A 23066-nucleotide genomic window follows, 5' to 3' on the forward strand; every position below is an offset into this window, starting at 1 on the left:
TCGCGTTCCTGATGAACGTCACGCGCCGGTGCGCGCGCGGAACGCCTGCCGATAGCGCTGCGGCGACGTGCCGACGATGCGGGCGAAGCGCTCGCGAAACGCGGTGACCGAACCGAACCCGGCTTCCGTCGCCACGTGCTCGATCGACAGCTCCGTCATCTCCAGCAACTGCTGCGCATGCCTGACGCGTGCGGTCTGCAGCCATTGCCGCGGCGACGTGCCCGTGTGCGCCTGAAAGCGCCGCGTCAGCGTGCGCACGCTCGTCGATGCCTGGCGGGCCATCGCGTCGAGCGTCAGCGGCTTGCGCAGGTTCGCCTGCAGCCAGTCCATCAGGCCCTGCAGCCCGTCGCTGCCGGCCGGCCATTCGGGCGCGATGAACTGCGCCTGCCCGCCTTCGCGCACGCGCGGCGCCACCGCGCAGCGCGCGGCATCGACGGCGACCGCCGCGCCGTAGTCGGCCTGGATCATGTGCAGGCACAGATCGAGGCCGGCCGCGGCGCCTGCCGACGTCAGGATCTGCCCGTTGTCGACGAACAGCACGTTCGGGTCGACCTCGACGTTCGGGTAGCGGCGCGCGAGTTCGGCGGCCGCGAGCCAGTGCGTCGTCGCGCGCAGGCCGTCGAGCAGCCCGGCTTCCGCGAGCACGAACGCGCCGCTGCAGATCGACGCGATCCGGCAACCGCGCGCGGCGGCCGCGCGCAGTGCCGCGATCGCGCGGCGCGACGTGGGCGCGAGCGGCACGGACGTGCCGGGGACGACGATCGTGTCGGCATCGGCAAGCGCGTCGAGACGAAACGGCGGGCGCAGTTCGAACAGATCGCCCGCGACGCGCGGATGCTCGCTGCACACGCGCACGCGGTATGCCTGCGCGACGTCGGGCGAGCGCACGCGCGCGAACGTGTCGCATGCCACGCCCAGATCGAACGGGACGACATCGGGCAAAGCGAGCACGGCGAGCGTATGCATGGCGTTCGCGGCCCGTGGCCAGAATCCGTTGAAAGATGTCATTCTAGCCAATGGCTCGAACCCGCGCCACGCGCGACAATCGCGGCGGACCAACCTGGAGGCCTGTCGATGAAACAAGACGATCGCAACGCGTTGCGCAACCTGCAATACCTGTCGTTGCTGGAAGCGACCACGCTCGTCGTGCTGGTATGCGTGGCCGTGCCGCTCAAGCATCTGGCCGGGTATCCGGTCGCGGTATCGGTCATGGGCCCGGTTCACGGCATCGCGTTCGCGATGTACGTGTGGGCGGTCGTCGGCACCGCGTCGACCGGGCTGTGGAGCAAGGGCGAGGTCGCGCGGCTCGTGCTGTCGGCCGTCGTGCCGTTTGCGGGGCTGGCGAGCGCCGGATGGATCGCGCGCAGGAGGCATGCGCAATGATCTACCTGGTGCTGAAGGCCGTGCATGTCGCCGCCGTCGTCACGTTCGTCGGCGGGCTGCTGATGCTGTCCGTCGGCGTTCGTATCGCCAACCTGGCCGTGCATCGTGCGGTGCGGCGCTGGGATCGTACGGTGACGGCACCCGCGCTCGCGCTCGTCTGGATCACGGGGATCGCGATCGCGCTGAACGGTCACTGGTTCGGCGCCGCGTGGCTGTCGGTGAAACTGGTCGTCGTCACCGCGCTGTCGGCGCTGCACGGGATTCTGGCCGGCACGCTGCGGCGCATGGAGCGCGACGATCTCGTCGTCGCGCCCGCGCGATGGCTCGGGCAGGCGGCGGGCGCGGTCGTGGTCGCCGCGGGGATCGTCGTCGGGCTGGTCGTGATCAAGCCGTTCTGACGCGTCGGGTCTACGCCAGCGCCATCTCGACCGCCGCCAGCGTGCGCCGCCGGATCCAGCCGCTCCCCAGCCGGATCGCGAGCCAGTAGGGCAGGAACAGCAGCCGCGTGCGCGCGCTCGGACAATGCACGAAGGTTTCGGTGCGCAGCAGGCGCATGCCGGAGCGCAGTCCGATCACCTCGAAGCGCAGCACCAGCTTGGCGTCGTGCGGATCGTCGTGCCGCACGAAGGCCGCGGCCTCGGCGATCGTTCGCACGTCGGGCGTCGGGTGCCAGAAGCGCCCGACGAGGCCGAGCGACAGCGACGTGTCGTCGCGATGCAGCAGGGTGAAGGAGTCGAAGCCGAAGCGCTCGCGCGCGGCTTGTGGCGGACGATTGCGCAGCACGCGGGCGACGGCCGCCGGCGTTTCGCGCACGGCCAGCAGCGCGTCGATGACCGGATCGGCCCGCATGTCGAGCGTGGCCACGGCGTCGATGATGCGCGACGGCGGCGCGTCGATCGGCCGCGATTCATGAACCTCGACGAAGCCGAACGACGGGATGAACGGCGGCTTGTGCGCCGCGGTCCGCGTGTCTGATTCGGAGACGATGCCGAACGGATTCATCAGAATTTGCTCCGAGAAACCCCGCCATTTCCCCCAAGGGGACTTCCTTCGGGGCGGATGGCGGGAAGGAAAGGAGTGCGGTTGACAGGCAGCTTCTTCCACGGGTTAGGATCACCGGCATGATCCTTGTCTACCGCTATCGCGTGAAGTCGCTCAACGGACTGCTCAACAAGCAGAGCCGTGCGGTGAACTACGTCTGGAACTTCTGCAATGACACGCAGAAGCACGCGCTCAAGTGGAGCAAGAAGTGGCCGACGGGATTCGATCTGAACGTGCTGACGACCGGCAGCAGCAAGGCGCTCGGCATTCACTCCGGCACGGTCAATGCAACGTGCGAGCAATATGCGAAGTCGCGCAGCCAGCACCGTCGGCCCTACCGGCGCTATCGCGGCAGGAAATCGCTGGGCTGGGTGCCGCTGAAGGGGCGTGACCTGAAGCGCGAGGGTGACGCATTCCGTTTCGCCGGCAACACGTTTCGGGTATTCCACAGCCGGGCGCTTCCCGAAGGCAAGATCAAGGATGGGGCCACCTTTGCGCAGGATGCACGTGGCAACTGGTTTCTGAACATCGTGATCGAGATGCCCGATGTTCAGGCCCGCCCGGTCCGTTCCGGTGTTGGCATCGATCTCGGCCTGAAAGACTTCGCCACACTTTCGACGGGCGAGAAGCTGCCCAATGACCGATTCGGCCGACGCGCGGCGGAGAAACTGGCGAAGGCTCAACGGGCGCGAAAGCACAAGCGGCATATCGCGAAGTTGCACGCCAAGGTCGCGAATACCCGTGCCGATTTTCAGCACAAGCTCGCGCTCGATCTGGTGCGGCGCTTCGATTACCTCGCGGTCGGCAACGTGTCGGCCGCGAAGCTCGCCAGAACCAGGATGGCGAAAAGCGTCTACGACGCATACTGGTCGTCCTTCCGAAACAAGCTCCGTTACAAGGCGATGGCGCACGGGGCCACGTTCGAGGAAGTCGACGAAAGCGGTTCTACCCAGTCCTGTTCGTCGTGCGGATCGAAAGACAGCACGACGCGGCCGAAAGGTATCGCGGGACTGCGAATGAGAGAGTGGGCCTGTAGTGAATGTGGTGTCGAGCATGATCGAGATATCAACGCTGCGCTGAACATTCTCCGATGCGGACGTGCATCGCCAGGTGTGGGAATCACCTGCCTTTAGGCGGGTGAGGACGTCAAGACGGTTCCGGAGGACAAAGCGCGATCGTAGCACCGCGTGCGGATTCGTGAACGGACGCGACGCATGCCGCCCCGTGCCGGCCGAGCGGGGCGCCGGAGCCCCGTGGCTCACCCGCAAAAAAAACCTGGAAACATGTGTTTCCAGGCCGGGAGACCATCAACGACGATGGTGGGAGGAGACGGTGTCGTCCCGCTGCGCGCCGCCCTTTTCGCAAGCGACGTCGCGCATGAGCCGCGCTCAGATCGCCCAGCCGCCGAGATAGAACGTGACGAGCACGGCCGCGATGAGCACGGTGCCGACGTTGAGCTTGCGGAATTCGCCGCTGGCGATGCGGCCGATCACGAGCGTCGAGAAGCCGAGCATGATGCCCGTCACGATGTTCGCGGTCAGCACGATGAACACCGCGCACACGAGGCCCGACATCGCGTCGACCATGTCGTCCATGTGCAGCTTGCTCACGCTCCCGAGCATCAGCAGGCCGACGTACATCAGCGCGGGTGCGGTGGCGTACGACGGCACGAGGCCCGCGAGCGGCGAGAAGAACATCACGACCAGGAACAGCAGGCCGACCACGGCGGCCGCGAGGCCCGTCTTCGCGCCGGCGGCCACGCCCACGCTCGACTCGATGTAGGCCGCGGCCGGCGCACCGCCGAGGAAGCCGGAGAAGATCGAGCTGAGCGAATCGGCGGTCAGCGCGCGGCCGCCGTTGATGATGCGGCCGTTCTCGTCGAGCTGGCCCGCCTGGCCGGCGACCGCGCGGATCGTGCCGGTCGCGTCGAACACGGCGGTCATCACGAGCGCCAGCACGCTCGGCAGCACGGCCATCGACAGCGCGCCCTTGATGTCCATCGCGCCGATCAGCGAGGCGTGGCCCGGCGCGCTCAGCGACGGCAGCGCAAAGACGCCGCGGTATTTCACGGTCGGGTCGAACACGAGGCCGATCAGCGAGATCGCGACCACGACGAGCAGGATGCCGCCCGGCACGCGGCGCTTCTCGAGCCCGAAGATCGCGGCGAGGCCGACGACCGACATGATCACCGGAAACGCGGTGATCTGGCCGAGCGAGACCGGCAGGCCGGCGCCCGGGTTCTTGATCACGAGGCCGACGTCGTTCGACGCGATCAGCAGCAGGAACAGGCCGATGCCGATCCCGGTGCCGTGCGCGACGCCCGCGGGCAGGTTGCGCAGGATCCACGAACGCACGCCGGTGACCGAGATGCCCGTGAACACGAGGCCCATCAGGAACACGGCGCCGAGCGCGACGGTGGGGGGCAGGCCCTTGCCGAGCACGAGACCGAACGCGGTGAACGCCGTCAGCGAAATCGCGCAGCCGATCGCGATCGGCAGCTTCGCCCACAGGCCCATCAGCAGCGAACCGAAGGCGGTGGTGAGACAGACCGCGACGAATACCGCGCTGGTGTCGAAGCCGGCCTTGCCGAACATCCCGGGCACGACGAACACGGAATAGACCATCGCGAGGAAGGTGGTCACGCCCGCGACGATTTCGCGACGCTGCGTGCTGCCGCGCGACGAAATGTCGAAGTACCGGTCGATGACTCCCTTGGTGCCGAAGTCCGTTTCTTCCGCACCGACGCCGACCGTCGGCTGCACCGGGGTATCACTCATGAGCTTGCTCCTTTATCAGCATGCTGAAACGGCCTGTAGCGGACCGTCGTCAGGGTGTCTCGTATCTGGTTGAAATTGTCGGCAACGTCGTGGGGACGCATGACGCGTGAGCCGTGTCGTCGTACGCGCTTCGAAGCGAGCGCGAGTGTGTCGCGTCGTACGACGCGTGGTGTGGTCGACCCCGTCACGTGTGCTTTGCCGTAGCGAAGGTTAGGCGAACGGCCCATCACGTCCCATTGGGGGAAGAGCATGCAGCGCATGTCGCAGCGCTTATATCGGCGTGCAACGGGGCTTCGTCGTCGCGGAACGCGTGTATACGCCTAGTTCGAATCCGTTAAGGCGATTATTTGAATGCGGGGGCGGCGGGACGGGTGATGCATCGAGGCTTACGGATGTCTTTCGTTGAGGCCGGGCACGCGCGTAAAAGCGGCCGCGCGCAACCTGCATCCGGATGATACCGGTGCCGAGCGCATGCCGCGCTGGCGCGGGTCCTGGCCCGTTGTCCGTCAATCCTGCGCGAGATGCGCGAGGTACACACAGAACATGTCGGCCATCGCGTTCGAATAGGCGTCGATTTCCGCGGGCGTGCGCTCGGTTTCGGAGAACGCCTTGCCGCCCGTCGTGAGCGTCGTCTTGATCAGCTCGCAGGCGAGCGCATGCGTGGCGTCGGGCACGTTGGGCAGCACTTCGCGCATGAACGCGCTGAAGACCCGGTTGCCTTCGGCCTTCACTTCCCGCGCCTCGGGGGCGTCGCGATAGAGGGGCGCGGCGTCGTCGAGTGCGATGCGCATGGATGCCTCGTCGCACTCCGAACGGATGAACGCATGGACGGCAGTGCGCAGCCGCTCGGGCGGCGTCTTGCGCGTGTCCTGCAGCATCCCGCACAGCATCTCGGAGGTCTGCCGCCATTCGTCGTGCTGGAGCCGGAACAGCACGGCCGCCTTGTTCGGGAAGTACTGGTACAGCGAGCCGACACTCACGCCGGCGCGCTCGGCCACGCGCGCCATCGTGAAGCGCTGCGCGCCTTCGGTCGCCAAAACCTGAATAGCAGCCTGCAGCACGTCGTCGACGAGACGGGCCGAGCGGGCCTGCTTAGGCTGTTTGCGCGAGGCGATCGGGGCGTTGCGGCGGTCGGTCATGACGGGTCTGCCAATGCGAATAGTAAAACCTGAATGATTCGTCATATTCTAGTCGGGCGTACTGACGCACTCAACCTGACACCGGAGATTCGCATGACCACCCTGATTCACGACCCGTTGGCGTCGCTGCTCGCGCGCCTGTTCGACGAAGCCGACGCCTCGTCGCCCGCATCGAACCCGGACTTCGCCGACGTGTCGCACGACGAGCAAATGCGGCTGATGCGCAGCAAGACCGATTACGCGGACTTCTATGCACGCCTGAAGGACTATCCGCTCGCGGTGTCGCGCGAGACGGGCACGCTGCTGTACATGCTCGCGCGCGGCTGCGGTGCACGTTCGATCGTCGAGTTCGGCACGTCGTTCGGCATCTCGACGCTGCACCTGGCGGCCGCGCTGCGCGACAACGGCGGCGGCCGGGTGATCACGAGCGAGTTCGAAGCGTCGAAGGTCGCGCGGGCGCGCGCCAATCTGGCGGCGGCCGGGCTGGCCGATCTGGTGGAGATTCGGGAAGGCGATGCGTTGCGCACGCTGGCCAGCGATCTGCCGGATACGGTCGACCTGCTGCTGCTCGACGGTGCGAAGGCGTTGTATCCGGAGATTCTCGAACGGGTCGAGCCGCGGCTGCGGGCCGGCGCGTTCGTCGTCGCCGACAATGCCGAATACAGCCCCGACTATCTCGCCTACGTGCGTGCGCCGCGGAACGGCTATCTGTCGGTGCCGTTCGGCGGCGATGTCGAACTGTCGATGCGGATTCGCTGAGGCCGAGTCATCGCGCGGCAGCCGGAGCGATATCGTAAAAATGCAGGATAACTGATCAAGTGGATGTGGCGGCGGGGCCCTGGGTTCGGGCGGCCGCCGTCGTGCGTTACTTCAGGAACACGTAGCGCGCGAAATACGGAAAGCGGCCGACCGCATGCTCGGTCGAACACGCGGGCTCCGGCGGCGTGCCGCCCGCGGTGTCGAGCCGCTGCACGAAGCGCACGCCGGCGAGCGTGCCGGTCGTGGCCTTCGTGCTCGTTGCGGCCGGCGTCGCGGCGAGCAGCAATTGCGCAACGCTTCCGGCGCGCGCGCTCGGCGCTTCCGCGAGCTTCTTGCCGGTAATGCGGCTGCCATCGAGCGCTTCCCACGACGGCCCCGTGCCGTGCCGCACGACGAGCGTGCCGCCGGCATCGAACAGCATCGCTTCCGGGCGCTGGAATGCCCACGCGAGCCGGTGGTCGGCATCGTATTCGCATGCGTAGATCTGCACGCCGGTCGCGGTCGTCGACAGCACGGGTGTCGCGGGGGCGGGCGGCGCGAGGCCGGCTGCATCTTCGGCGTAGGCCGGCGCGGCGCAGGCCGCGAATGAAAGACCGGCCGCGAAGGCCAGCAACATGTCGCGTGTCAGGGAGGGGCTTGGCATGGCGGCGCGTCCTTTCAGGTCGGGTGACGATCGTGCGGAGTCGAACCCGTAAACGCTAGACGCCGATTGCGCAGGCTGCAAATCGGAAATGGCAATCGCGACGATAACCGCCGCGATTGCCGGCGCGCGAACGCCACGGCCGCGCGCCGCAGCGGCCGCGTCTGCCGCTTCAAACCGCGCCGGCCGGCGTCGGTGCGTGCTCGGCGATCAGGCGCTCGGCCTTCAGCGCCGCCCACAGTGCCGCCGGGATCGGCGCCGCCGCGAGACGCAGGTTCTCGTCGATGCGCTCGGGCCGGCTCGCGCCCGGGATCGCGGCCGCGACGGCCGGATGGGCGAGCGAGAACTGCAAGGCCACCGCGCGAACGTCGACACCGAACCGTTCGCAGAGCCCGCGGATCCGCGCGACGCGCTCGAGCATCGCCTGCGTGGCCGGCTGGTACTCGAAATGCGTGCCGCCCGCCAGCACGCCCGAGTTGTACGGGCCGCCGACGATGATCCCGAGCCCGCGCGCGGCGCTTTCCGGCATCAGCCGTTCGAGCGCGCCCGCGTGATCGAGCAGCGTATAGCGCCCGGCGAGCAGGAAGCCGTCGGGATCCGAACGCTCGAGTGCGAGTTCGCACGGCTCGACGCGGTTCACGCCGAGCCCCCAGCCCTTGATGACCTTCTCGTCGCGCAGCCGCGTGAGCGCCTTCGCCGCGCCCGACATCGCGACGTCGAACACGTCGCGCCATGCGTCGCCGTGAAAATCGACGGCCGGATCATGAATCCACACGGTGTCGAGCCGGTCGGTGCGCAGCCGTGCGAGGCTGGCCTCGATCGATCGCAGCGTGCCGTCCGCGGTGTAGTCGTAGACGATCCGGTTCGGCAGGCCGTGACGGAACAGCCCGCCTTTTTCGCCGAGATCGCGTTGCGACGCGTCCTCGTGTTCGTCGAGGACGAGCCGGCCGACCTTCGTGCCGAGCGAATATTCGTCGCGCGGCCGTCCGGCGAGCGCTTCACCGAGACGCAGCTCGGCGAGGCCGGCGCCATACAGCGGCGCGGCGTCGAAGTAGCGGATGCCGCCACGCCACGCCGCATCGACGGTGGCCAGCGCTTCGTCGTGCGGGATGTCCCGGTACATGTTGCCCAGCGGCGCGGTGCCGAAACCCAGGCGGGAAGGAAGCGTGATTCTCATGAGCAGTCTCGGAGTCGTTGCGGCCGCCCGCTCAGGCCGCGGCCTGCGTGAGCGTCGGATAGTCGGTCAGGCCTTTCGCACCGCCGCCGAACAGCGTGTTGCGATCGTGCGGCGCGAGCACGGCGCCGGTGCGCAGACGCTCGGGCAGGTCGGGGTTCGCGACGAACGGGCGGCCGAATGCGATCAGGTCGGCCCAGCCGGCGGCGATCGCTTCGCGCGCGCGTTCGGCCGTGTACGCGCCGGCGTAGATCAGCACGCCCGGGAACACGGCGCGCAGTTGCCGCTTGAATTCGACCGGCATCAGTGGCGCGTCGTCCCAGTCGGCTTCCGCGATGTGCAGGTAGCCGATGCCGAGTTCGCCGAGCAGCTTCGCGGCGGCGAGGTAGGTCGTTTCCGGATCGTCGTCGACGCAGCCGTTCAGCGTGGTCAGCGGCGCGAGGCGCACGCCGACGCGCGACGCGTCGCCGGTGCCTTCGATCAGCGCCTGCGCGACTTCGCGCAGGAAGCGCAGCCGGTTTTCCAGCGAGCCGCCGTAGGCGTCGGTGCGCGTGTTCGCGTTCGAATCGATGAACTGGTTCACGAGATAGCCGTTCGCGCCGTGCAGCTCGACGCCGTCGAAGCCGGCCTCGATCGCGTGGCGGGCGGCGGCGCGGTATTGATCGACGATCTCGCGGATCTCGTCGACGGACAGCGCGCGCGGCTCGGACGCCTGCACGAAGCCCGGCGTGCTGCCGTCCTCACCGGCGATGAACACGTTCACGCCTTTCGCCTGGATCGGCGACGACGACACCGGTTGCTCGCCGCCGAGCAGGCTCGTATGGCTGAGCCGGCCGACGTGCCACAGCTGCGCGAAGATGCGGCCGTGCGCCGCGTGCACGGCGTCCGTCACCCGGCGCCAGCCGGCGACCTGCGACGGCGTGTGGATGCCGGGCGTCCACGCGTAGCCCTTGCCGAGCGGCGCGATGTAGGTGCCTTCGCTGACGATCAGGCCGGCGCTCGCGCGCTGCGCGTAATACGCGGCCATCAGTTCGTTGGCTTCGTCGCCGGGCTGGCTCGCGCGCGAACGCGTCATCGGCGGCATCACGATACGGTTCGGCAGCGTCAGCGCGCCGAATCGCAACGGTTGAAAAAGCGGGTCGTGGGTCATGGTGAGGTCCTGTCGGTGCCGCGGCCGGCTGGCCGCGGACGAATCGATTACGGGTGCGGCGCGTTCAGTCCCACTTCGGCGCGAGGCCGGCCGGGTCGACTTCGCGGCCGTTGCGCTCGAGCGCGGCGATCTGCGCCATGTCTTCGTCGGTCAGGCGCAGCGTCTGCGCGAGCAGGTTGCTCGCGAGGTTCTCGCGCTTCGTCGACGACGGGATCACCGAGTAGCCGAGCTGCAGCGCCCACGCGAGCGCGACTTGCGCCGGCGTCGCGTCGTGACGTTGCGCGATCGCGCCGATCACCGGGTCGCCGAGCACCTTGCCGTAGGCGAGCGTCATGTACGACGTCACGTGGATGCCTTCGCCGTTCAGGAACTCGACCAGCTTGCGGTTCTGCAGGTACGGGCTCAGTTCGATCTGGTTGGTCGCGATCGCATCCTTGCCGACGGCCGCGATCGCTTCCTTGGTCAGTTCGATGTTGAAGTTCGAGATGCCGATCTGGCGCGTGAGGCCATTCGCCTTCGCGTCGGCGAGCGCGGTCATGAACGCCTGGATCGACACGCCGTTGCCCGGCGCCGGCCAGTGGATCAGCGTCAGGTCGACGGTGTCGGTGCGCAGCTTGCGCAGGCTTTCCTCGAGGCTGGCTGCCAGTTTTTCCGGCGCGTAGTTGTCGACCCAGATCTTGGTCGTGAGGAACAGGTCTTCGCGGCGCACGCCCGATGCGGCGATCGCTTCGCCGACTTCGGCTTCGTTGCCGTAGATCTGCGCGGTGTCGATCGCGCGGTAGCCGACGTCGAGGCCATTGCGGACCGAGTCGATGACGACCTGGCCCTGCAGGCGGAAGGTGCCGAGGCCGAATGCGGGAACGTTGCTCATCGTGGGCTCCTGGGAAAGTGGAACGGGTTCGGTATGGAAGTCATTCTGGCGTTCGGGACTGATGAGATAAACGCCTTCAGAGGTCAAAAATATTTGATTCAAATTCAAGGATCGGTTGCCCGCCGTGGCGCGCGACGGGCCGTGGCCGGCCTCATGCGACGCACGTGTGCGGGTTGCGAGCCGGATGGAACGCCGGCAGCACGTCCGCGGCAATCTCGGCCATCGTCTCGTCGAGCGGCCGGCGATTGCGGCGCAAATGCAGGCCGATGTGCTGCACGCCCGCGTCGCGCATCGCCGCGAGCTCTTCCGTCAGCGCGACGCGCCCGGCGCGCGCGCCGAAGCGGTGCCGTTGAAGCGGTTCGTGCGGATCGTCCGCGAGGTCGAGGTGGATGAAGCTCACGTACGGCTTGTCGCCGGCCACCGCGCGCCAGTTCGCGGCGCGCTGCAGGTGATCGGCCGGCGTGCCCGGATAGGCGAGGCAGCCGTCCATGTGTTCGCCGATCCATGCGGGCGTCTGCTGCGCGAGGCCCGCGACGAGCAGCGGCACCGGCGAACGCGCGGCCGGCAACACGTCCAGGCCCGGCGGCAGGTGCCCGCGCGCGCCGTCGCGCAGCAGCGCGATCTGGTCGCGGAAATTCGCGCCGCGTGACGCGAAGTCGCGGCCGAACAGCGGATATTCGACCGGCCGGTCGCCGCTCGCGACGCCGAGCAGCAGGCGTCCGTGGCTCAGCTCCTGGATCGTCGCGGCCGATTTCAGCGTCAGCAGCGGTTCGCGCAGCGGCAGCACGACGGCCGCCGTGCCGAGTAGGATGTCGCGCGTGATGCCGGCGAGGTAGCCGAGATACGAGAAGGTCTCGAACACTTGCGCGGCATCGCCGAACGACGGGTCGTACACCGGCACGTCGCGCACCCAGAGCGCGCGGAAGCCGAGCGTGTCGGCCAGTCGCGCGAGCGTCGCATGAAGTTCGAGGTCGGGCACGCCGGGGCGGCGGCCGTCATGCTGGCGCTTCGCGGCGCCGGCCAGCGACCAGTCGTTGTCGAGCGGCAGTTCGATGCCGATGCTGAAGCCGCCGCTGGCGAGCTTGTCGAGTGAAGTGGGCATGGTCGGGTCGCTCCGTTCAGCGCGCGCGCAGGCTGCCTTCGAGCCGGTGGAAGTCGAGCGAAGCCGCGGTGAAGAACGCGCGCGACGTGCCGGCGGCGAAATCGTCGATGTGCACGACCGTCGCGCGGTCGGCTTCCTGCCACGAGATCGCGTAGGTCTCGCCGGCGACGTGACGCCACGTGTACGCGACTTCGCCCTTCGCGCCGGCGTATGCGCCTTCGGTGATCTCGTAGCGCATGTGGAGGCCGTCCTCGTCATACGCGTTCAGGGCGGTGAGGCCGTCGTAACGGACTTCGAAAGTCCTGCCGGCGAACGGCGGACGTTGGGTCGATGCGTTCATGCTGATGCGCTCCTGCGGGAAAGTGACGTTCAATGGGCGAGTTCGACGGGTTCGGCCGTGCGTTCGGGCAGGCCCTGGCCGCGGTCGAGGCGGCCGCTCAATGCGGTCAGCGCGAATGCGCCGAGCGTGACGGCGGCGCCGATCCACGGCGTATGGCCGAGGCCGACGTTCGCGACGATCAGGCCGCCGAGCGACGAGCCGCCCGCGACGCCGAGGTTGAACGCGGCGATGTTGAAGCCCGACGCGACGTCGGTGGCGTCCGGCGCGAAGTGGCGCGCCTGCTTGACGACGTACACCTGCAGGCCCGGCACGTTGCCGAATGCGACGGCGCCCCATGCGAGCATCGTCAGCACCGCAAGCCACTTCACGTGCACCGTGAAGGTCAGCGCGAGCAGCACGATCGCGAGCAACAGGAAGATCCGCTTGAGCGCCTTGACCGGGCCGACGGCATCCGCGAGCTTGCCGCCCCACACGTTGCCGAACGCGACCGACACGCCGTAGCCGACCAGCACGAGACTGACCTGCGACGGCGTGAAGCCGGCGATCTGTTCGAGCAGCGGCGCCATGTAGGTGAACGCGATCAGCGAGCCGCCGTAGCCGACCGCCGTCATCGCATAGACGAGCAGCAGGCGCGGCTGGGCGAGCACGCGGAACTGGCGGGCGAGCGGCGCCGGCGGCGTCCGCGGGAGGCCGCGCGGCACGAACGCGACCGCGCCGACGAATGCGACGAGGCCGAACAGCGCGACGACCAGGAACGTCGCGCGCCAGCCGAAGTGCTGGCCGATGAAGGTGCCGAGCGGAATGCCGGCGACGAACGCGACGGTCATCCCGCTGAACATCGTGGCGATCGCGCTGGCAGCCTTGTCCTTCGGCACGAGCGTGGTTGCGATGATCGAGCCGACCGAGAAGAACACGCCGTGGGCGAGGCCGGTGAGCACGCGCGCGACGATCAGCGATTCGTAGCCCGGCGCCTGCCAGGCCACGAGGTTGCCGACGGTGAACAGCGCCATCAGCGCGGCGAGCAGCGTCTTGCGCGGCACGCGGCCGGTGAGCGCGGTGAGGAGCGGCGCGCCGATCGCGACGCTCAGTGCATAGAGGCTGACGAGCAGGCCGGCCGACGGCAGGCTGACGCCGAGGTCGGCGCCGATCGTCGGGATCAGCCCGACGATCACGAATTCGGTGGTGCCGATGGCAAACGCGCTGATGGTCAGCGCAAGCAGGGCAAGTGGCATGACGGTGCTCCAGGGTCCGGTGACGATGGAGCGCAGTGTGCCGTCTTTACTTTTGCGGAAAAATGGGTCTATAAACCAAATTGTTTTGATTTTGGATCAATAATCCAGCCATGAAGATCACGCTCGACGAACTCCAGGCCTTTGCCGCCGTGGTCGACTCCGGTTCGATCACCGCTGCCGCGCAGCAGCTCGACCTCACCGTGTCGGCCACGAGCCGCACGCTCGCGCGGCTCGAGGAGAAGCTGAAGACCACGCTGCTGCGCCGGACCACGCGCCGGCTTGAATTGACCGAGGAAGGACGTGCGTTCCTGCAGGATGCGCGGGCCATCATCGAATCGGTCGAGAACGCCGAGGAGCAGATGCTCGCGCGGCGCGAGATGCCGTCGGGGCGCTTGCGCGTCGATGCCGCGACGCCGTTCATGCTGCACGTGATCGTGCCGCTCGTGCACGGCTACCGCGAACGGTTCCCGAAGGTCGAACTGGAGCTGAACAGCAACGAGGGGATCATCGACCTGCTGGAGCGGCGCACCGACGTCGCGATCCGCATCGGCCGGCTCAAGGATTCGACGCTGCACAGCCGGCGCATCGGCAACAGCCGCCTGCGCATCCTCGCGAGCCCTGCATACATCGAAGCGCACGGCCAGCCGCGCAAGGTCGAGGATCTCGCCAGGCACACACTGCTCGGCTTCACGCAGCCCGAATTGCTGAACGTCTGGCCGATCCTCGGCGCGGACGGCGAGCCGTGCCGCATCGAGCCCGGCATCTGGTCGTCGAGCGGCGAGACGCTGCGGCAGCTTGCGCTGGAGGGCGCGGGCGTCGTGTGCCTGTCGGATTTCATGACCGCGCAGGATCGCGAGGCCGGCCGGCTCGTGCAGGTGCTCGCGCGGCAGACGCTCGACGTCGAACAGCCGATCAACGCGGTGTATTACCGGAACACCGCGATTTCGTCGCGGATCGCGTCGTTCGTCGATTACGTGGTCGAGGTGCTGGGCGGCGGCAGCGGCGGCAGCGGGGCGCCGGCGCGGCGCAAGGCTGCGTGGCTGGAGCCGCTGTAACGGCGGAGCGTTGGAAGGACGATAGGCGGCGGGGGCTGGCGGCGGGCACCCGATCGGGTGCCCGGTGTGATCCGGCGTGCCGCACGCCGCGTGCGCCGCGGGCCTGCCGTCATGCCGTGGTCAGGCTTCCTCGGACCACGACATGTTGTCGCGCGCCAGCAGCGCCGACGAGGCCGCCGGCCCGAACGTGCCGGCCGTGTAGAGGCGCGGACGGTCGCCCAGCTGCTTCCAGCCGTTGAGGATCGGCTCGACCCACGACCACGCGGCTTCGAGCTCGTCGCGGCGCATGAAGTGCGTGAGACGCCCGCGGATCACATCGATCAGCAGCCGCTCGTAGGCTTCCGCGCGCCGTTCCGGAATCGCCTGCTGCAGGTCGAGGTTCAGGCTCACGGGCACCATCTTCATCCCGCTGCCCGGCTCCTTCGCGAGCATCTGCAGCTGGATCGATTCTTCCGGCTGCAACTGGATCACGAGGCGGTTGCTGTAGTGGCGCGGGCCGGTCGGGATGATCGAGAACGGCATGTCCGCGAACTCGATCACGATTTCCGACTGGCGGCGCTGCAGCCGCTTGCCGGTGCGCAGGAAGAACGGCACGTTCGCCCAGCGCCAGTTGTTGATGTGCGCGCGCAGCGCGACGAAGGTTTCCGCGTGGCTGTCCGCCGGCACGTTGTCTTCCTCGAGATAACCCTTGACCGGCTGGCCGTCGACCGCGCCGGCCGTGTACTGGCCGCGCACGGTATCGCGCGCGACGTCCGACAGCGCCATCGGTCGCAGCGAGCGCAGCACCTTCAGCTTCTCGTCGCGCACCGCGTCCGGGTCGAGCGACACCGGCGGCTCCATCGCGACGATGCACAGCAGTTGCAGCAGGTGGTTCTGCACCATGTCGCGCAGCGCGCCGGTATGGTCGTAGAAGCCCGCGCGGCTGCCGACGCCGACCGTCTCCGCCACCGTGATCTGCACGCTGCGGATGCTCGGCGCCTGCCACAGCGGCCCGAAGATCGGGTTGCCGAAGCGCAGCACCATCAGGTTCTGCACGGTTTCCTTGCCGAGGTAATGGTCGATCCGGTAGATCTGCGATTCCGCGAAATGCCGGCCGACCGCATTGTTGATCGCCTGCGCCGACGCGAGATCGTGGCCGAGCGGCTTTTCGAGCACGACGCGCGAGCGCGCATCGACGAGGTGCGCGGCCGACAGGTTGTCGCAGATCGTCGTGAACAGCTCCGGCGACGTCGACAGGTAGAACACGTGGATCGCGTCGGGGCGCGCCGCTTCGGCGAGCCGCGCATAGTCTTCCGGCGCGTTCACGTCGATCAGCACGTACTTGAACAGGTCGAGGAAACGGGCCCACGCGTCGGCGTCGAACGCCTTCTCGTCGATGAACGGGCGCGACTGCTCGTCCATGAACTTGCGGTAGCCGTCGATGCCCCAGTCGCGCCGGCCGACCGCGATGATGCGCGTCTGCGGCGGCAGGTTGCAGTGCAGGTGCGCCATGTACAGCGCGGGCAACAGCTTGCGGGCGGCCAGGTCGCCGCCGCCGCCGAAGATGATCATGTCGACGGGCTGGTCGGCTTCGGTCTGGTTGGGCTGATTCGTCATGAGTGGTTCGCGGTCTGAAACGGGTGAGCGTGGAACGAACGTCAAAGCGCCGGCCGCCGGTGTGTTGGCGTGCCAGTACGTGGAAACGCTAATAGTGCACGCTTTTGACCGATTGCGGATCGGTTCCCCCCATCTGTAACAGGGCTTGCCGTCCAGCCGTCGGCGCGATTATGATTGAGCGCTCACTCATTAAAGGAATCGAACGTGGCCCGACCGCGCAGTCCCGACAAGCACGACGCCATCCTCGCCGCGGCCGCCCGGGCGCTCGCGGAGGACGGCGCGAGTGCGACCACCGCGCGCATCGCGCGGCTCGCCGGTGTCGCGGAAGGCACGGTGTTCACCTATTTCGAGACCAAGGATGCGCTGCTGAACGCGCTGTACCTGAGCCTGAAGGCCGACCTGCGCGACGCGATGATCACCGGGTTTCCGGAGCACGCGCCGGCCGAGCAGGCCATGCGGCATGTGTGGAACAGCTATGTGTCGTGGGGTATCGCGGATCCGCACGGGCAGCGCGCGCTGCGGCAGCTCGACGTGAGCGGCCGCATCGACGACGCGCATCGCGCGGCCGGCACCGAGGGCTTCGGCGCGATCACCGCGCTGCTGCGCGCGCAGAGTGCCGCCGCGGGCGGGCTCGACGCCGACGACGCGCATGCGTTCTGCACGGCGCTGTTCACGTCGATCGCGGAAACGGCGATGGAGTCGATCGCACGCGATCCGGCGCGGGCCGATGCGTACCGGGAAGCCGGGTTTCGCGCGCTGTGGGCCGTGCTGCACGCGGTGTGATAGCGGAAAGTTGTAGAGGGATGAGCGGCGGCGCGTTCGGTTCGCGCGTGGCCGCGACGATGGAAGGCGGTTTCAGGCAGGGCGACGCACGGTGAAAACGACCGGTTCAGCGCCCATATTAATGAGTGAGTAATCATTCATTTTAGTGATTTCAACTTTGTCGAGGAATGGAAATGTCGAAAGTCTGGTTGGTGACAGGGGCCGCACGCGGCCTGGGGCGTGCAATCTCGGAAGCGGTGCTGGCGGCGGGCGACCGGCTGGTGGCTGGCGCGCGCGATCCGGCGCGGCTCGCGGATTTGGAAGCGCGGTACGGCGACCGGCTGCTGCCGATGGAGCTCGACGTGACCGACGCAGCGGCGGCCGCGCATGCCGTGGCCGCCGCCCGCGACGCGTTCGGACGCATCGACGTGCTGGTGAACAACGCGGGCTACGGTCATACGGCGCCGTTCGAGCAGATGGGCGCCGATGACTTCCGCGACCAGATCGAAACGAACCTGTTCGGCGTGGTCAACCTGACGCGCGCGGTGCTGCCGACGATGCGAGCGCAACGCGCGGGCCACATCTTCCAGGTGTCGTCGGTCGGCGGGCGCACGGCGACGGCCGGCCTGTCCGCGTATCAGGCCGCGAAGTGGGCGGTCGGCGGGTTCAGCGACGTGCTGTCGAAGGAAGTCGCGCCGTTCGGCGTGCGCGTGTGCACGCTCGAGCCGGGCGGGATGCGCACCGAATGGGCCGCGCAGGCGAAGCGCCACGTCGACGGCCTGCTGCCCGACTACCAGCCGTCGGTCGGGAAGATTCTCGAACTGCTCGGTGCGTATGGCGGCCACGAGGTCGGCGATCCCGCACGGATCGCGGCGCTGATCGTCGAGCTGTCGCGTCGCGACGACGTGCCGATGCGCCTGCTGCTCGGCAGCGATGCGCTGTTCGTGTGCGAGCAGGCGGAAACGCAGCGCGCGGAGGAGGCGGCACGGTGGCGGGACGCGACGCTGTCGACGATGTTCCCGGACGCGACGCTGCCGGACGGGTTGGACGCGTTGAAGGAGTGGACCGAGCGCTGACCGGCTCCTGCTTGCCGTGAGCCGGCCCGTCGGAACCGCGACATCCAGTTCGGTGTCGCGCTGTTCCAGCGTCCGGCTCGGCGGAGCGCGCCGACCGAGGCCGGCGCGCGCTCAGCGCCCCAGCGTGTAGAACTCCGCGTTGGGCCGCATGTTCGTCACGTTCGCGATGCGATTCGACATGCCGAAGAACGCCGAGATCGCCGCGATGTCCCAGACGTCCTCTTCGGTGAAGCCATGCGATTTCAGCGTGTCGAAGTCCGCTTCGCCCACCAGGTGTGCGCTTTGCGACACCTTCATCGCGAAGTCGAGCATCGCCTTCTGCCGGACGGTGAGGTCGGCCTTGCGGTAGTTGGTCGCGACCTGGTCGGCGATCAGCGGATCCTTCGCGCGAATGCGCAGGATCGCGCCGTGCGCGATGACGCAGTACTGGCACTGGTTCACGGCGCTGGTGGCCACGACGATCATTTCCCGTTCGGCCTTGGTGAGGTTGCCCGGCTTGTCCATCAGCGCGTCGTGGTACGCCATGAACGCGCGAAACTCGTCCGGGCGATGCGCGAGCGTGAGGAATACGTTCGGGATGAAGCCCGACTTTTCCTGGACGGCAGCGATCCGTGCGCGAATGTCGTCGGGCAGGTCGTCGAGCGCCGGCACCGGAAAGCGGCTGACGGGCGCGTGGTTGGCAGCGGTCATGAGGTCTCCTGGATAAAGTGGCACGGGCGAACGCGACGCGCGAGCCGCGGGCCGGACATGAAACGACGGGTTGCCGGCGTCATGCGTTGACGTCCACGACGATGCGGCCGCGTATCTTGCCGGCGATCAGTTCCTCGGCAAGCGGTATGGCGTTGCCCAGGCTGACCTGATGACCGATCGCGCCCAGCTTCTCGACATCGAGATCGGACGCGAGCCGGCGCCATGCCTCCAGCCGCTCGGCGCGCGGGCACATCACGCTGTCGATGCCGACGAGCGTCACGCCGCGCAGGATGAACGGCGCGACGGTGGCAGGAAAGTCCATGCCGGCGGCGAGGCCGCAGGCCGTCACCACGCCACGATAGCGCGTGGTCGCGCACACGTTGGCGAGCACGTGACTGCCCGCGACGTCGACCGCGCCGGCCCAGCGTTCCTTGCCGAGCGGCTTGCCCGGTGCGCCGAATTGCGACCGGTCGAGGATCTCCGACGCGCCGAGCTGCCGCAGGTAGTCGGCATCGGCCGGGCGGCCGGTCACGGCGACGACGCGATAGCCGAGCCGCGCGAGCAGGGCGATGGCGACGCTGCCGACGCCACCTGCCGCGCCGGTCACGACGATCTCGCCATCGTCCGGGCGCACGCCATGCCGCTCCAGCGCCATCACGCACAGCATCGCGGTGTAGCCCGCCGTGCCGATGGCCATCGCCTGTTGCGGCGAAAACGCGGACGGCAGCGGCACCAGCCAGTCGCCGTCGACGCGTGCCTTCTGGGCCAGGCCGCCCCAGTGCGTTTCGCCGACGCCCCAGCCGTTGAGCACGACGCGATCGCCCGCGCGGTAATCCGGATGCGTGCTGTGCTCGACTTCGCCGACCAGATCGATGCCCGGCACCATCGGGAATTTGCGGACCACCGGGCTCTTGCCGGTGATCGCCAGCCCGTCCTTGTAGTTCAACGTCGAATAGCCGACCCGGATCGTCACGTTGCCCGCAGGCAACTGCGCGTCGTCCAGCGTCTGCAGCCGCGCGTGCTGGCCGGTTTCGTCCTTGTCGATCACGATGCCCTGGAACATGCGTCCTCCTTTTTAGACCGATCGTCTAGTTAATGGCAAAAAAATTCAGCGGCGAGGTAATGCATTGAAGAAAAACTGCGCGAACAGCGCAAGCGGCACGTCGCTGCGTTCGAGCTTCGCGCGCAGCACGGCGCCTTCCCAGCCGATCCAGAAGCACGCGGCCAGCTCGGCGGGGTCTGCCGAATCGGCGAGCTCGCCGGCTTGCTGGGCCGCGGTCAGGCAGGCGGCCAGCCGGCGTTGCCAGTCCTCGAACGTCGCGCGCAGACGCGCACGGAAACTCTCCGGCAGTGCGCCCATTTCCTGGCCGAGGTTGCCGATCAGGCAGCCGCGGCTGTATTCATGGCGCGCCATGCCGTCGCGTGCATCGTCGACGAACGCGCGCACGCGAGCCAGCGGCGACGGCTCGGGCTGGCTGAAATGACGGTCCAGCTTGCGGGCGAAGAAGTCCGCGTAGCGATCGATCAGTTCGAGGCCGAACGCCTCCTTGCTGTCGAAGTAGTGATAGAACGAGCCCTTGGGCACGCCGGCGCGCCCAAGGATCTCGTCGAGCCCGGTGGCCGAAAAGCCCTTCTCGGTGAGCACTTCCAGCCCGGTGCGCAACAGCATGTCGCGCGTCGCGACAAGGTCTTCGTGCTGCTTCGGTGGCCTGCCGCGGCGGCGAGGCGGATCAGTTCGAACGTCCATGGGCGAATAATAGACCGTTCGTCTCAAAAATCAATAGCTCGCTCGACGACATGGCCGATAACGTGCCGGATCGTCGACTGGATGTCACCAGGCCGCGGTCCTGGTAGCCGACCGCTTTCCCGAACGCGTGGCTGTCAGTCATCGATTGACCGGGAAGCGACCCGTCATCCGGAATGCGCTTCCCCGGCCTCGTCACGCTGAAACATCGGATGACGAATCGATTTGAGAATCTTCAAGCCTTCACGAAGGTCAGCAGATCCGCATTGAGCACATCGGCATTGACCGTCAGCATGCCGTGGCCGTAGCCCGGATAGGTCTTCAATGTGCCGTTCTCGAGCAGTTTGATTGCCTTCAGCGCAGCATTCTCATAGGGGACGATCTGGTCGTCTTCGCCATGCAGCACAAGCGTCGGCACGCTGATCGCCTTGAGATCGTCGGTCTGGTCGGTCTCGGAGAACGCCTTGATGCCCTCGTAATGCGCGTTGGCGCTGCCCATCATGGCTTGGCGCCACCAGTTCCGAATGACGCCTTGATCGATCTTCGCGCCGGTTCGATTGAATCCGTAAAACGGGCCGCTCGGCACATCGAGAAAGAACTGGGCGCGATTGGCCGCCGTGCCGGCACGCAACCCGTCGAACACCTCGATCGGCACCCCGTCGGGGTTGGCCTGCGTCTTCAGCATCAGCGGTGTCACCGCGCTGACCAGTATCGCCTTGGCGACACGCCCGGCGGGTTCGCCGTGCCTTGCGACATAGCGGGCGACTTCGCCGCCGCCGGTGGAGTGGCCGATATGCACTGCATGCCGGAGATCCAGTGCTTCGGCCACGGCGAACGCATCGGCCGCGTAATGGTTCATGTCGTGACCTTCGGCGACTTGCGCGGAGCGCCCATGTCCTCGCCGGTCGTGGGCAATGACGCGATACCCGTTCGACAGGAAAAACAACATTTGGGCATCCCAGTCATCCGAGGAGAGCGGCCAGCCGTGATGGAAGACGATCGGCTGAGCGTCCTTGGGACCCCAGTCCTTGTAAAAAATCTGGACGCCGTCTTGCGTGGTAACGAATGACATGATGGTTTTCCTTTCGTACGTTTGCAGGGAAATAACGGTTGCCGCAAATGTAGCCGTAGCGGCCAGCGCGGCCTCAAGCGGTCGATGCGTCAGGAACGCGGGATGCAGGCGAAAAGAACCCCCGCGTGATGGGCACGCTCGGCAGTTGGGCTTCGCGATTGGTGGCGTCAAAAGCAAATGCGATCGAGGCCACGGCTTTCGCACGGTGACACCGACGAGGTGCATGTCGACATGTGCGGCACGATTGCCGCGGATACCACCGCGAGGGTGAGATTCCGCGTCAGCGAGCGACCATCAACGAACGCGACCGGATCGGCAAGTGCGTCGTTGCCGATGGCGCCGTCCGACCACGAGCCCCGTCGCGCAGCGTGTCGTCAAGCCGACGCCGCGCCCGGGTAATCGACGTAACCCTCCGCGCCTTGCGTGAACCACGTGGTCGGGTCGTCCGACGCAAGCGGAATCGCGTCGGCCAGACGGCGGGGGTAATCCGGATTCGCGATGAAAGGGCGCCCGAACGCAACGGCATCGCCAATCCCGGCGTCGAGTTCAGCCTGGGCTCGGGCCGCGTCGAAATCCGAGTTGAGCACCAGCGGTCCTTTGAAAGCCGGGCGGATCCGCGCCGCGAGCGGATCGAGATAGCCGACGCCGAAACTGCCGTTCAGTGGCGGTTCACGCAGTTCCAGGAACGCGATCCCGACCGTGGATAGCGCCTCGGCGGCCGCGATAAACAGCGGCAACGGATCGCTATCACGCACGCCCAGGGTTTCGCCGTTGGGAGACAGGCGAACGCTGGTGCGGTCGGCGCCCACGACATCCGCGACAGCCTCGGTTACTTCGATCAGAAGCCGGAGCCGATTGGAGATCGAGCCGCCATACGCGTCGCCGCGGAAGTTGGCGCTATCTCGCAGGAATTGATCGATCAGATAGCCGTTCGAAGCATGCAACTGCACGCCGTCGAAGCCGGCCTGCAGTGAGTTACGTGCAGCGGCGGCGAACTGTTCGATCACGGCGGGAATTTCGTGCGTCGCCAGTGCGCGCGCCGGCGTGTAGGACTGCTTTCCTTCATAGGTATGAGCATGGCCCGGTGCGGTCGTGATGGACGACGAGACAGGCTGCGCGCCATCGAGAAAGCTCGGATGCACCACGCGGCCCATATGCCAGAGCTGGGCCACGATGCGACCACCCGCTTCGTGCACGGCGTCGGTCACTTTTCGCCAGCCGGCAACCTGGGCAGGCGTCCACAGTCCGGTGGCGTAGGGCCAACCCAGCCCCTGCCGGGAAATGCCGATGGCCTCCGAGATGATGAGACCCGCGGATGCGCGCTGACTGTAATAGTCGGCCATCATCGCGGTGGGTACGTGCTCGCGGGTTCCCCGGGCACGTGTCATGGGCGCCATCAGGATACGGTTGGGCGCTTCGATCGCGCCCAGTCGAATGGGATCAAACAGCGTAGGCACCAAACC

General features: G+C 67.5%; 24 protein-coding genes. 7 read left to right on the forward strand and 17 right to left on the reverse strand.

The window, feature by feature from the left end; all coding sequences use genetic code 11:
* Positions 1-18: 18 nt before the first annotated feature.
* Complete coding sequence (locus ACVK00_RS06480; RefSeq protein ID WP_284893639.1) at positions 19-966, reverse strand: GlxA family transcriptional regulator; 948 nt, start codon at positions 964-966, stop codon at positions 19-21.
* A gap of 108 nt (positions 967-1074) precedes the next feature.
* Here ACVK00_RS06480 and ACVK00_RS06485 point away from each other — a divergent pair, with 108 nt between their 5' ends.
* Positions 1075-1383 carry a DUF3817 domain-containing protein gene (locus ACVK00_RS06485; RefSeq protein ID WP_228908519.1) on the forward strand — a complete coding sequence of 103 codons (309 nt, stop codon included), beginning with the start codon at positions 1075-1077 and terminating at the stop codon, positions 1381-1383.
* Positions 1380-1781: a CopD family protein gene (locus ACVK00_RS06490; RefSeq protein WP_228908518.1), complete on the forward strand. Its 402-nt coding sequence runs from the start codon at positions 1380-1382 to the stop codon at positions 1779-1781. The genes ACVK00_RS06485 and ACVK00_RS06490 overlap by 4 nt, the downstream gene beginning before the upstream one ends.
* Positions 1782-1791: 10 nt before the next feature.
* Here ACVK00_RS06490 and ACVK00_RS06495 read toward each other — a convergent pair whose 3' ends face one another.
* On the reverse strand, positions 1792-2385 hold the full coding sequence (locus ACVK00_RS06495; RefSeq protein WP_354123232.1) for a hypothetical protein: 594 nt from the start codon (positions 2383-2385) through the stop codon (positions 1792-1794).
* A 119-nt stretch (positions 2386-2504) separates the two neighbouring features.
* Here ACVK00_RS06495 and ACVK00_RS06500 point away from each other — a divergent pair, with 119 nt between their 5' ends.
* Entirely contained in the window at positions 2505-3557 is a 1053-nt protein-coding gene (locus ACVK00_RS06500) for an RNA-guided endonuclease InsQ/TnpB family protein (RefSeq protein ID WP_354123233.1), read from the forward strand.
* Between the two features lie 255 nt (positions 3558-3812).
* Here ACVK00_RS06500 and ACVK00_RS06505 read toward each other — a convergent pair whose 3' ends face one another.
* Positions 3813-5201: an NCS2 family permease gene (locus ACVK00_RS06505; RefSeq protein ID WP_284894181.1), complete on the reverse strand. Its 1389-nt coding sequence runs from the start codon at positions 5199-5201 to the stop codon at positions 3813-3815.
* Between the two features lie 506 nt (positions 5202-5707).
* Positions 5708-6385: a TetR family transcriptional regulator gene (locus tag ACVK00_RS06510; RefSeq protein ID WP_284894182.1), complete on the reverse strand. Its 678-nt coding sequence runs from the start codon at positions 6383-6385 to the stop codon at positions 5708-5710.
* A gap of 48 nt (positions 6386-6433) precedes the next feature.
* Here ACVK00_RS06510 and ACVK00_RS06515 point away from each other — a divergent pair, with 48 nt between their 5' ends.
* On the forward strand, positions 6434-7099 hold the full coding sequence (locus ACVK00_RS06515) for an O-methyltransferase (protein ID WP_284894183.1): 666 nt from the start codon (positions 6434-6436) through the stop codon (positions 7097-7099).
* A gap of 106 nt (positions 7100-7205) precedes the next feature.
* Here the strand turns inward: ACVK00_RS06515 and ACVK00_RS06520 are convergent, their stop codons facing one another.
* From ACVK00_RS06520 to ACVK00_RS06550, 7 genes are all read right to left on the reverse strand, one after another.
* Positions 7206-7742, reverse strand: coding sequence for a DUF3455 domain-containing protein (locus tag ACVK00_RS06520; protein WP_284894184.1), 537 nt, complete (start codon positions 7740-7742; stop codon positions 7206-7208).
* 169 nt (positions 7743-7911) lie between these two features.
* Positions 7912-8916, reverse strand: a complete 1005-nt coding sequence (locus ACVK00_RS06525) for an aldo/keto reductase (RefSeq protein WP_228908514.1) — start codon at positions 8914-8916, stop codon at positions 7912-7914.
* A 31-nt stretch (positions 8917-8947) separates the two neighbouring features.
* Entirely contained in the window at positions 8948-10063 is a 1116-nt protein-coding gene (locus tag ACVK00_RS06530) for an alkene reductase (RefSeq protein ID WP_284894185.1), read from the reverse strand.
* A gap of 64 nt (positions 10064-10127) precedes the next feature.
* Positions 10128-10934, reverse strand: coding sequence for a 2,5-didehydrogluconate reductase DkgB (gene dkgB, locus ACVK00_RS06535; RefSeq protein WP_284894186.1), 807 nt, complete (start codon positions 10932-10934; stop codon positions 10128-10130).
* A gap of 151 nt (positions 10935-11085) precedes the next feature.
* Positions 11086-12036, reverse strand: a complete 951-nt coding sequence (locus tag ACVK00_RS06540; RefSeq protein ID WP_284894187.1) for an LLM class oxidoreductase — start codon at positions 12034-12036, stop codon at positions 11086-11088.
* 16 nt (positions 12037-12052) lie between these two features.
* A complete protein-coding gene (locus tag ACVK00_RS06545; RefSeq protein WP_228908512.1) occupies positions 12053-12376 on the reverse strand; it encodes a MoaF-related domain-containing protein in 324 nt (107 codons plus the stop codon).
* Between the two features lie 29 nt (positions 12377-12405).
* Complete coding sequence (locus ACVK00_RS06550; protein WP_228908511.1) at positions 12406-13608, reverse strand: MFS transporter; 1203 nt, start codon at positions 13606-13608, stop codon at positions 12406-12408.
* A 110-nt stretch (positions 13609-13718) separates the two neighbouring features.
* On the opposite strand from ACVK00_RS06550, the gene ACVK00_RS06555 reads away from it, so the two are divergent.
* Positions 13719-14663 carry a LysR family transcriptional regulator gene (locus tag ACVK00_RS06555; protein WP_284894189.1) on the forward strand — a complete coding sequence of 315 codons (945 nt, stop codon included), beginning with the start codon at positions 13719-13721 and terminating at the stop codon, positions 14661-14663.
* 120 nt (positions 14664-14783) lie between these two features.
* On the opposite strand, the gene zwf is transcribed toward ACVK00_RS06555, so the two are convergent.
* The gene (gene zwf / locus ACVK00_RS06560) at positions 14784-16259 is read right to left on the reverse strand and encodes a glucose-6-phosphate dehydrogenase (protein WP_126226152.1); all 1476 of its coding nucleotides are present in this window, start codon (positions 16257-16259) and stop codon (positions 14784-14786) included.
* Positions 16260-16463: 204 nt separating this feature from the next.
* On the opposite strand from zwf, the gene ACVK00_RS06565 reads away from it, so the two are divergent.
* Both ACVK00_RS06565 and ACVK00_RS06570 read left to right on the forward strand, forming a co-directional pair.
* A complete protein-coding gene (locus tag ACVK00_RS06565) occupies positions 16464-17042 on the forward strand; it encodes a TetR/AcrR family transcriptional regulator (RefSeq protein WP_228908509.1) in 579 nt (192 codons plus the stop codon).
* A 173-nt stretch (positions 17043-17215) separates the two neighbouring features.
* Positions 17216-18097 carry an SDR family NAD(P)-dependent oxidoreductase gene (locus tag ACVK00_RS06570; protein ID WP_228908508.1) on the forward strand — a complete coding sequence of 294 codons (882 nt, stop codon included), beginning with the start codon at positions 17216-17218 and terminating at the stop codon, positions 18095-18097.
* Between the two features lie 111 nt (positions 18098-18208).
* Here the strand turns inward: ACVK00_RS06570 and ACVK00_RS06575 are convergent, their stop codons facing one another.
* From ACVK00_RS06575 to ACVK00_RS06595, 5 genes are all read right to left on the reverse strand, one after another.
* Positions 18209-18787 carry a peroxidase-related enzyme gene (locus ACVK00_RS06575; protein ID WP_284894190.1) on the reverse strand — a complete coding sequence of 193 codons (579 nt, stop codon included), beginning with the start codon at positions 18785-18787 and terminating at the stop codon, positions 18209-18211.
* A gap of 79 nt (positions 18788-18866) precedes the next feature.
* Positions 18867-19850, reverse strand: coding sequence for an acrylyl-CoA reductase (NADPH) (acuI, locus tag ACVK00_RS06580; protein ID WP_284894192.1), 984 nt, complete (start codon positions 19848-19850; stop codon positions 18867-18869).
* Between the two features lie 45 nt (positions 19851-19895).
* Positions 19896-20534 (reverse strand): acrylate utilization transcriptional regulator AcuR, encoded by a 639-nt coding sequence (acuR, locus tag ACVK00_RS06585; protein ID WP_284894193.1) that lies wholly within the window; start codon positions 20532-20534, stop codon positions 19896-19898.
* Between the two features lie 232 nt (positions 20535-20766).
* Positions 20767-21603 (reverse strand): alpha/beta fold hydrolase, encoded by an 837-nt coding sequence (locus ACVK00_RS06590; RefSeq protein ID WP_284894194.1) that lies wholly within the window; start codon positions 21601-21603, stop codon positions 20767-20769.
* Between the two features lie 374 nt (positions 21604-21977).
* On the reverse strand, positions 21978-23060 hold the full coding sequence (locus ACVK00_RS06595; RefSeq protein WP_284894195.1) for an alkene reductase: 1083 nt from the start codon (positions 23058-23060) through the stop codon (positions 21978-21980).
* Positions 23061-23066 lie beyond the last annotated feature (6 nt).

It is taken from the genome of Burkholderia sp. PvR073 (genome assembly GCF_054055695.1).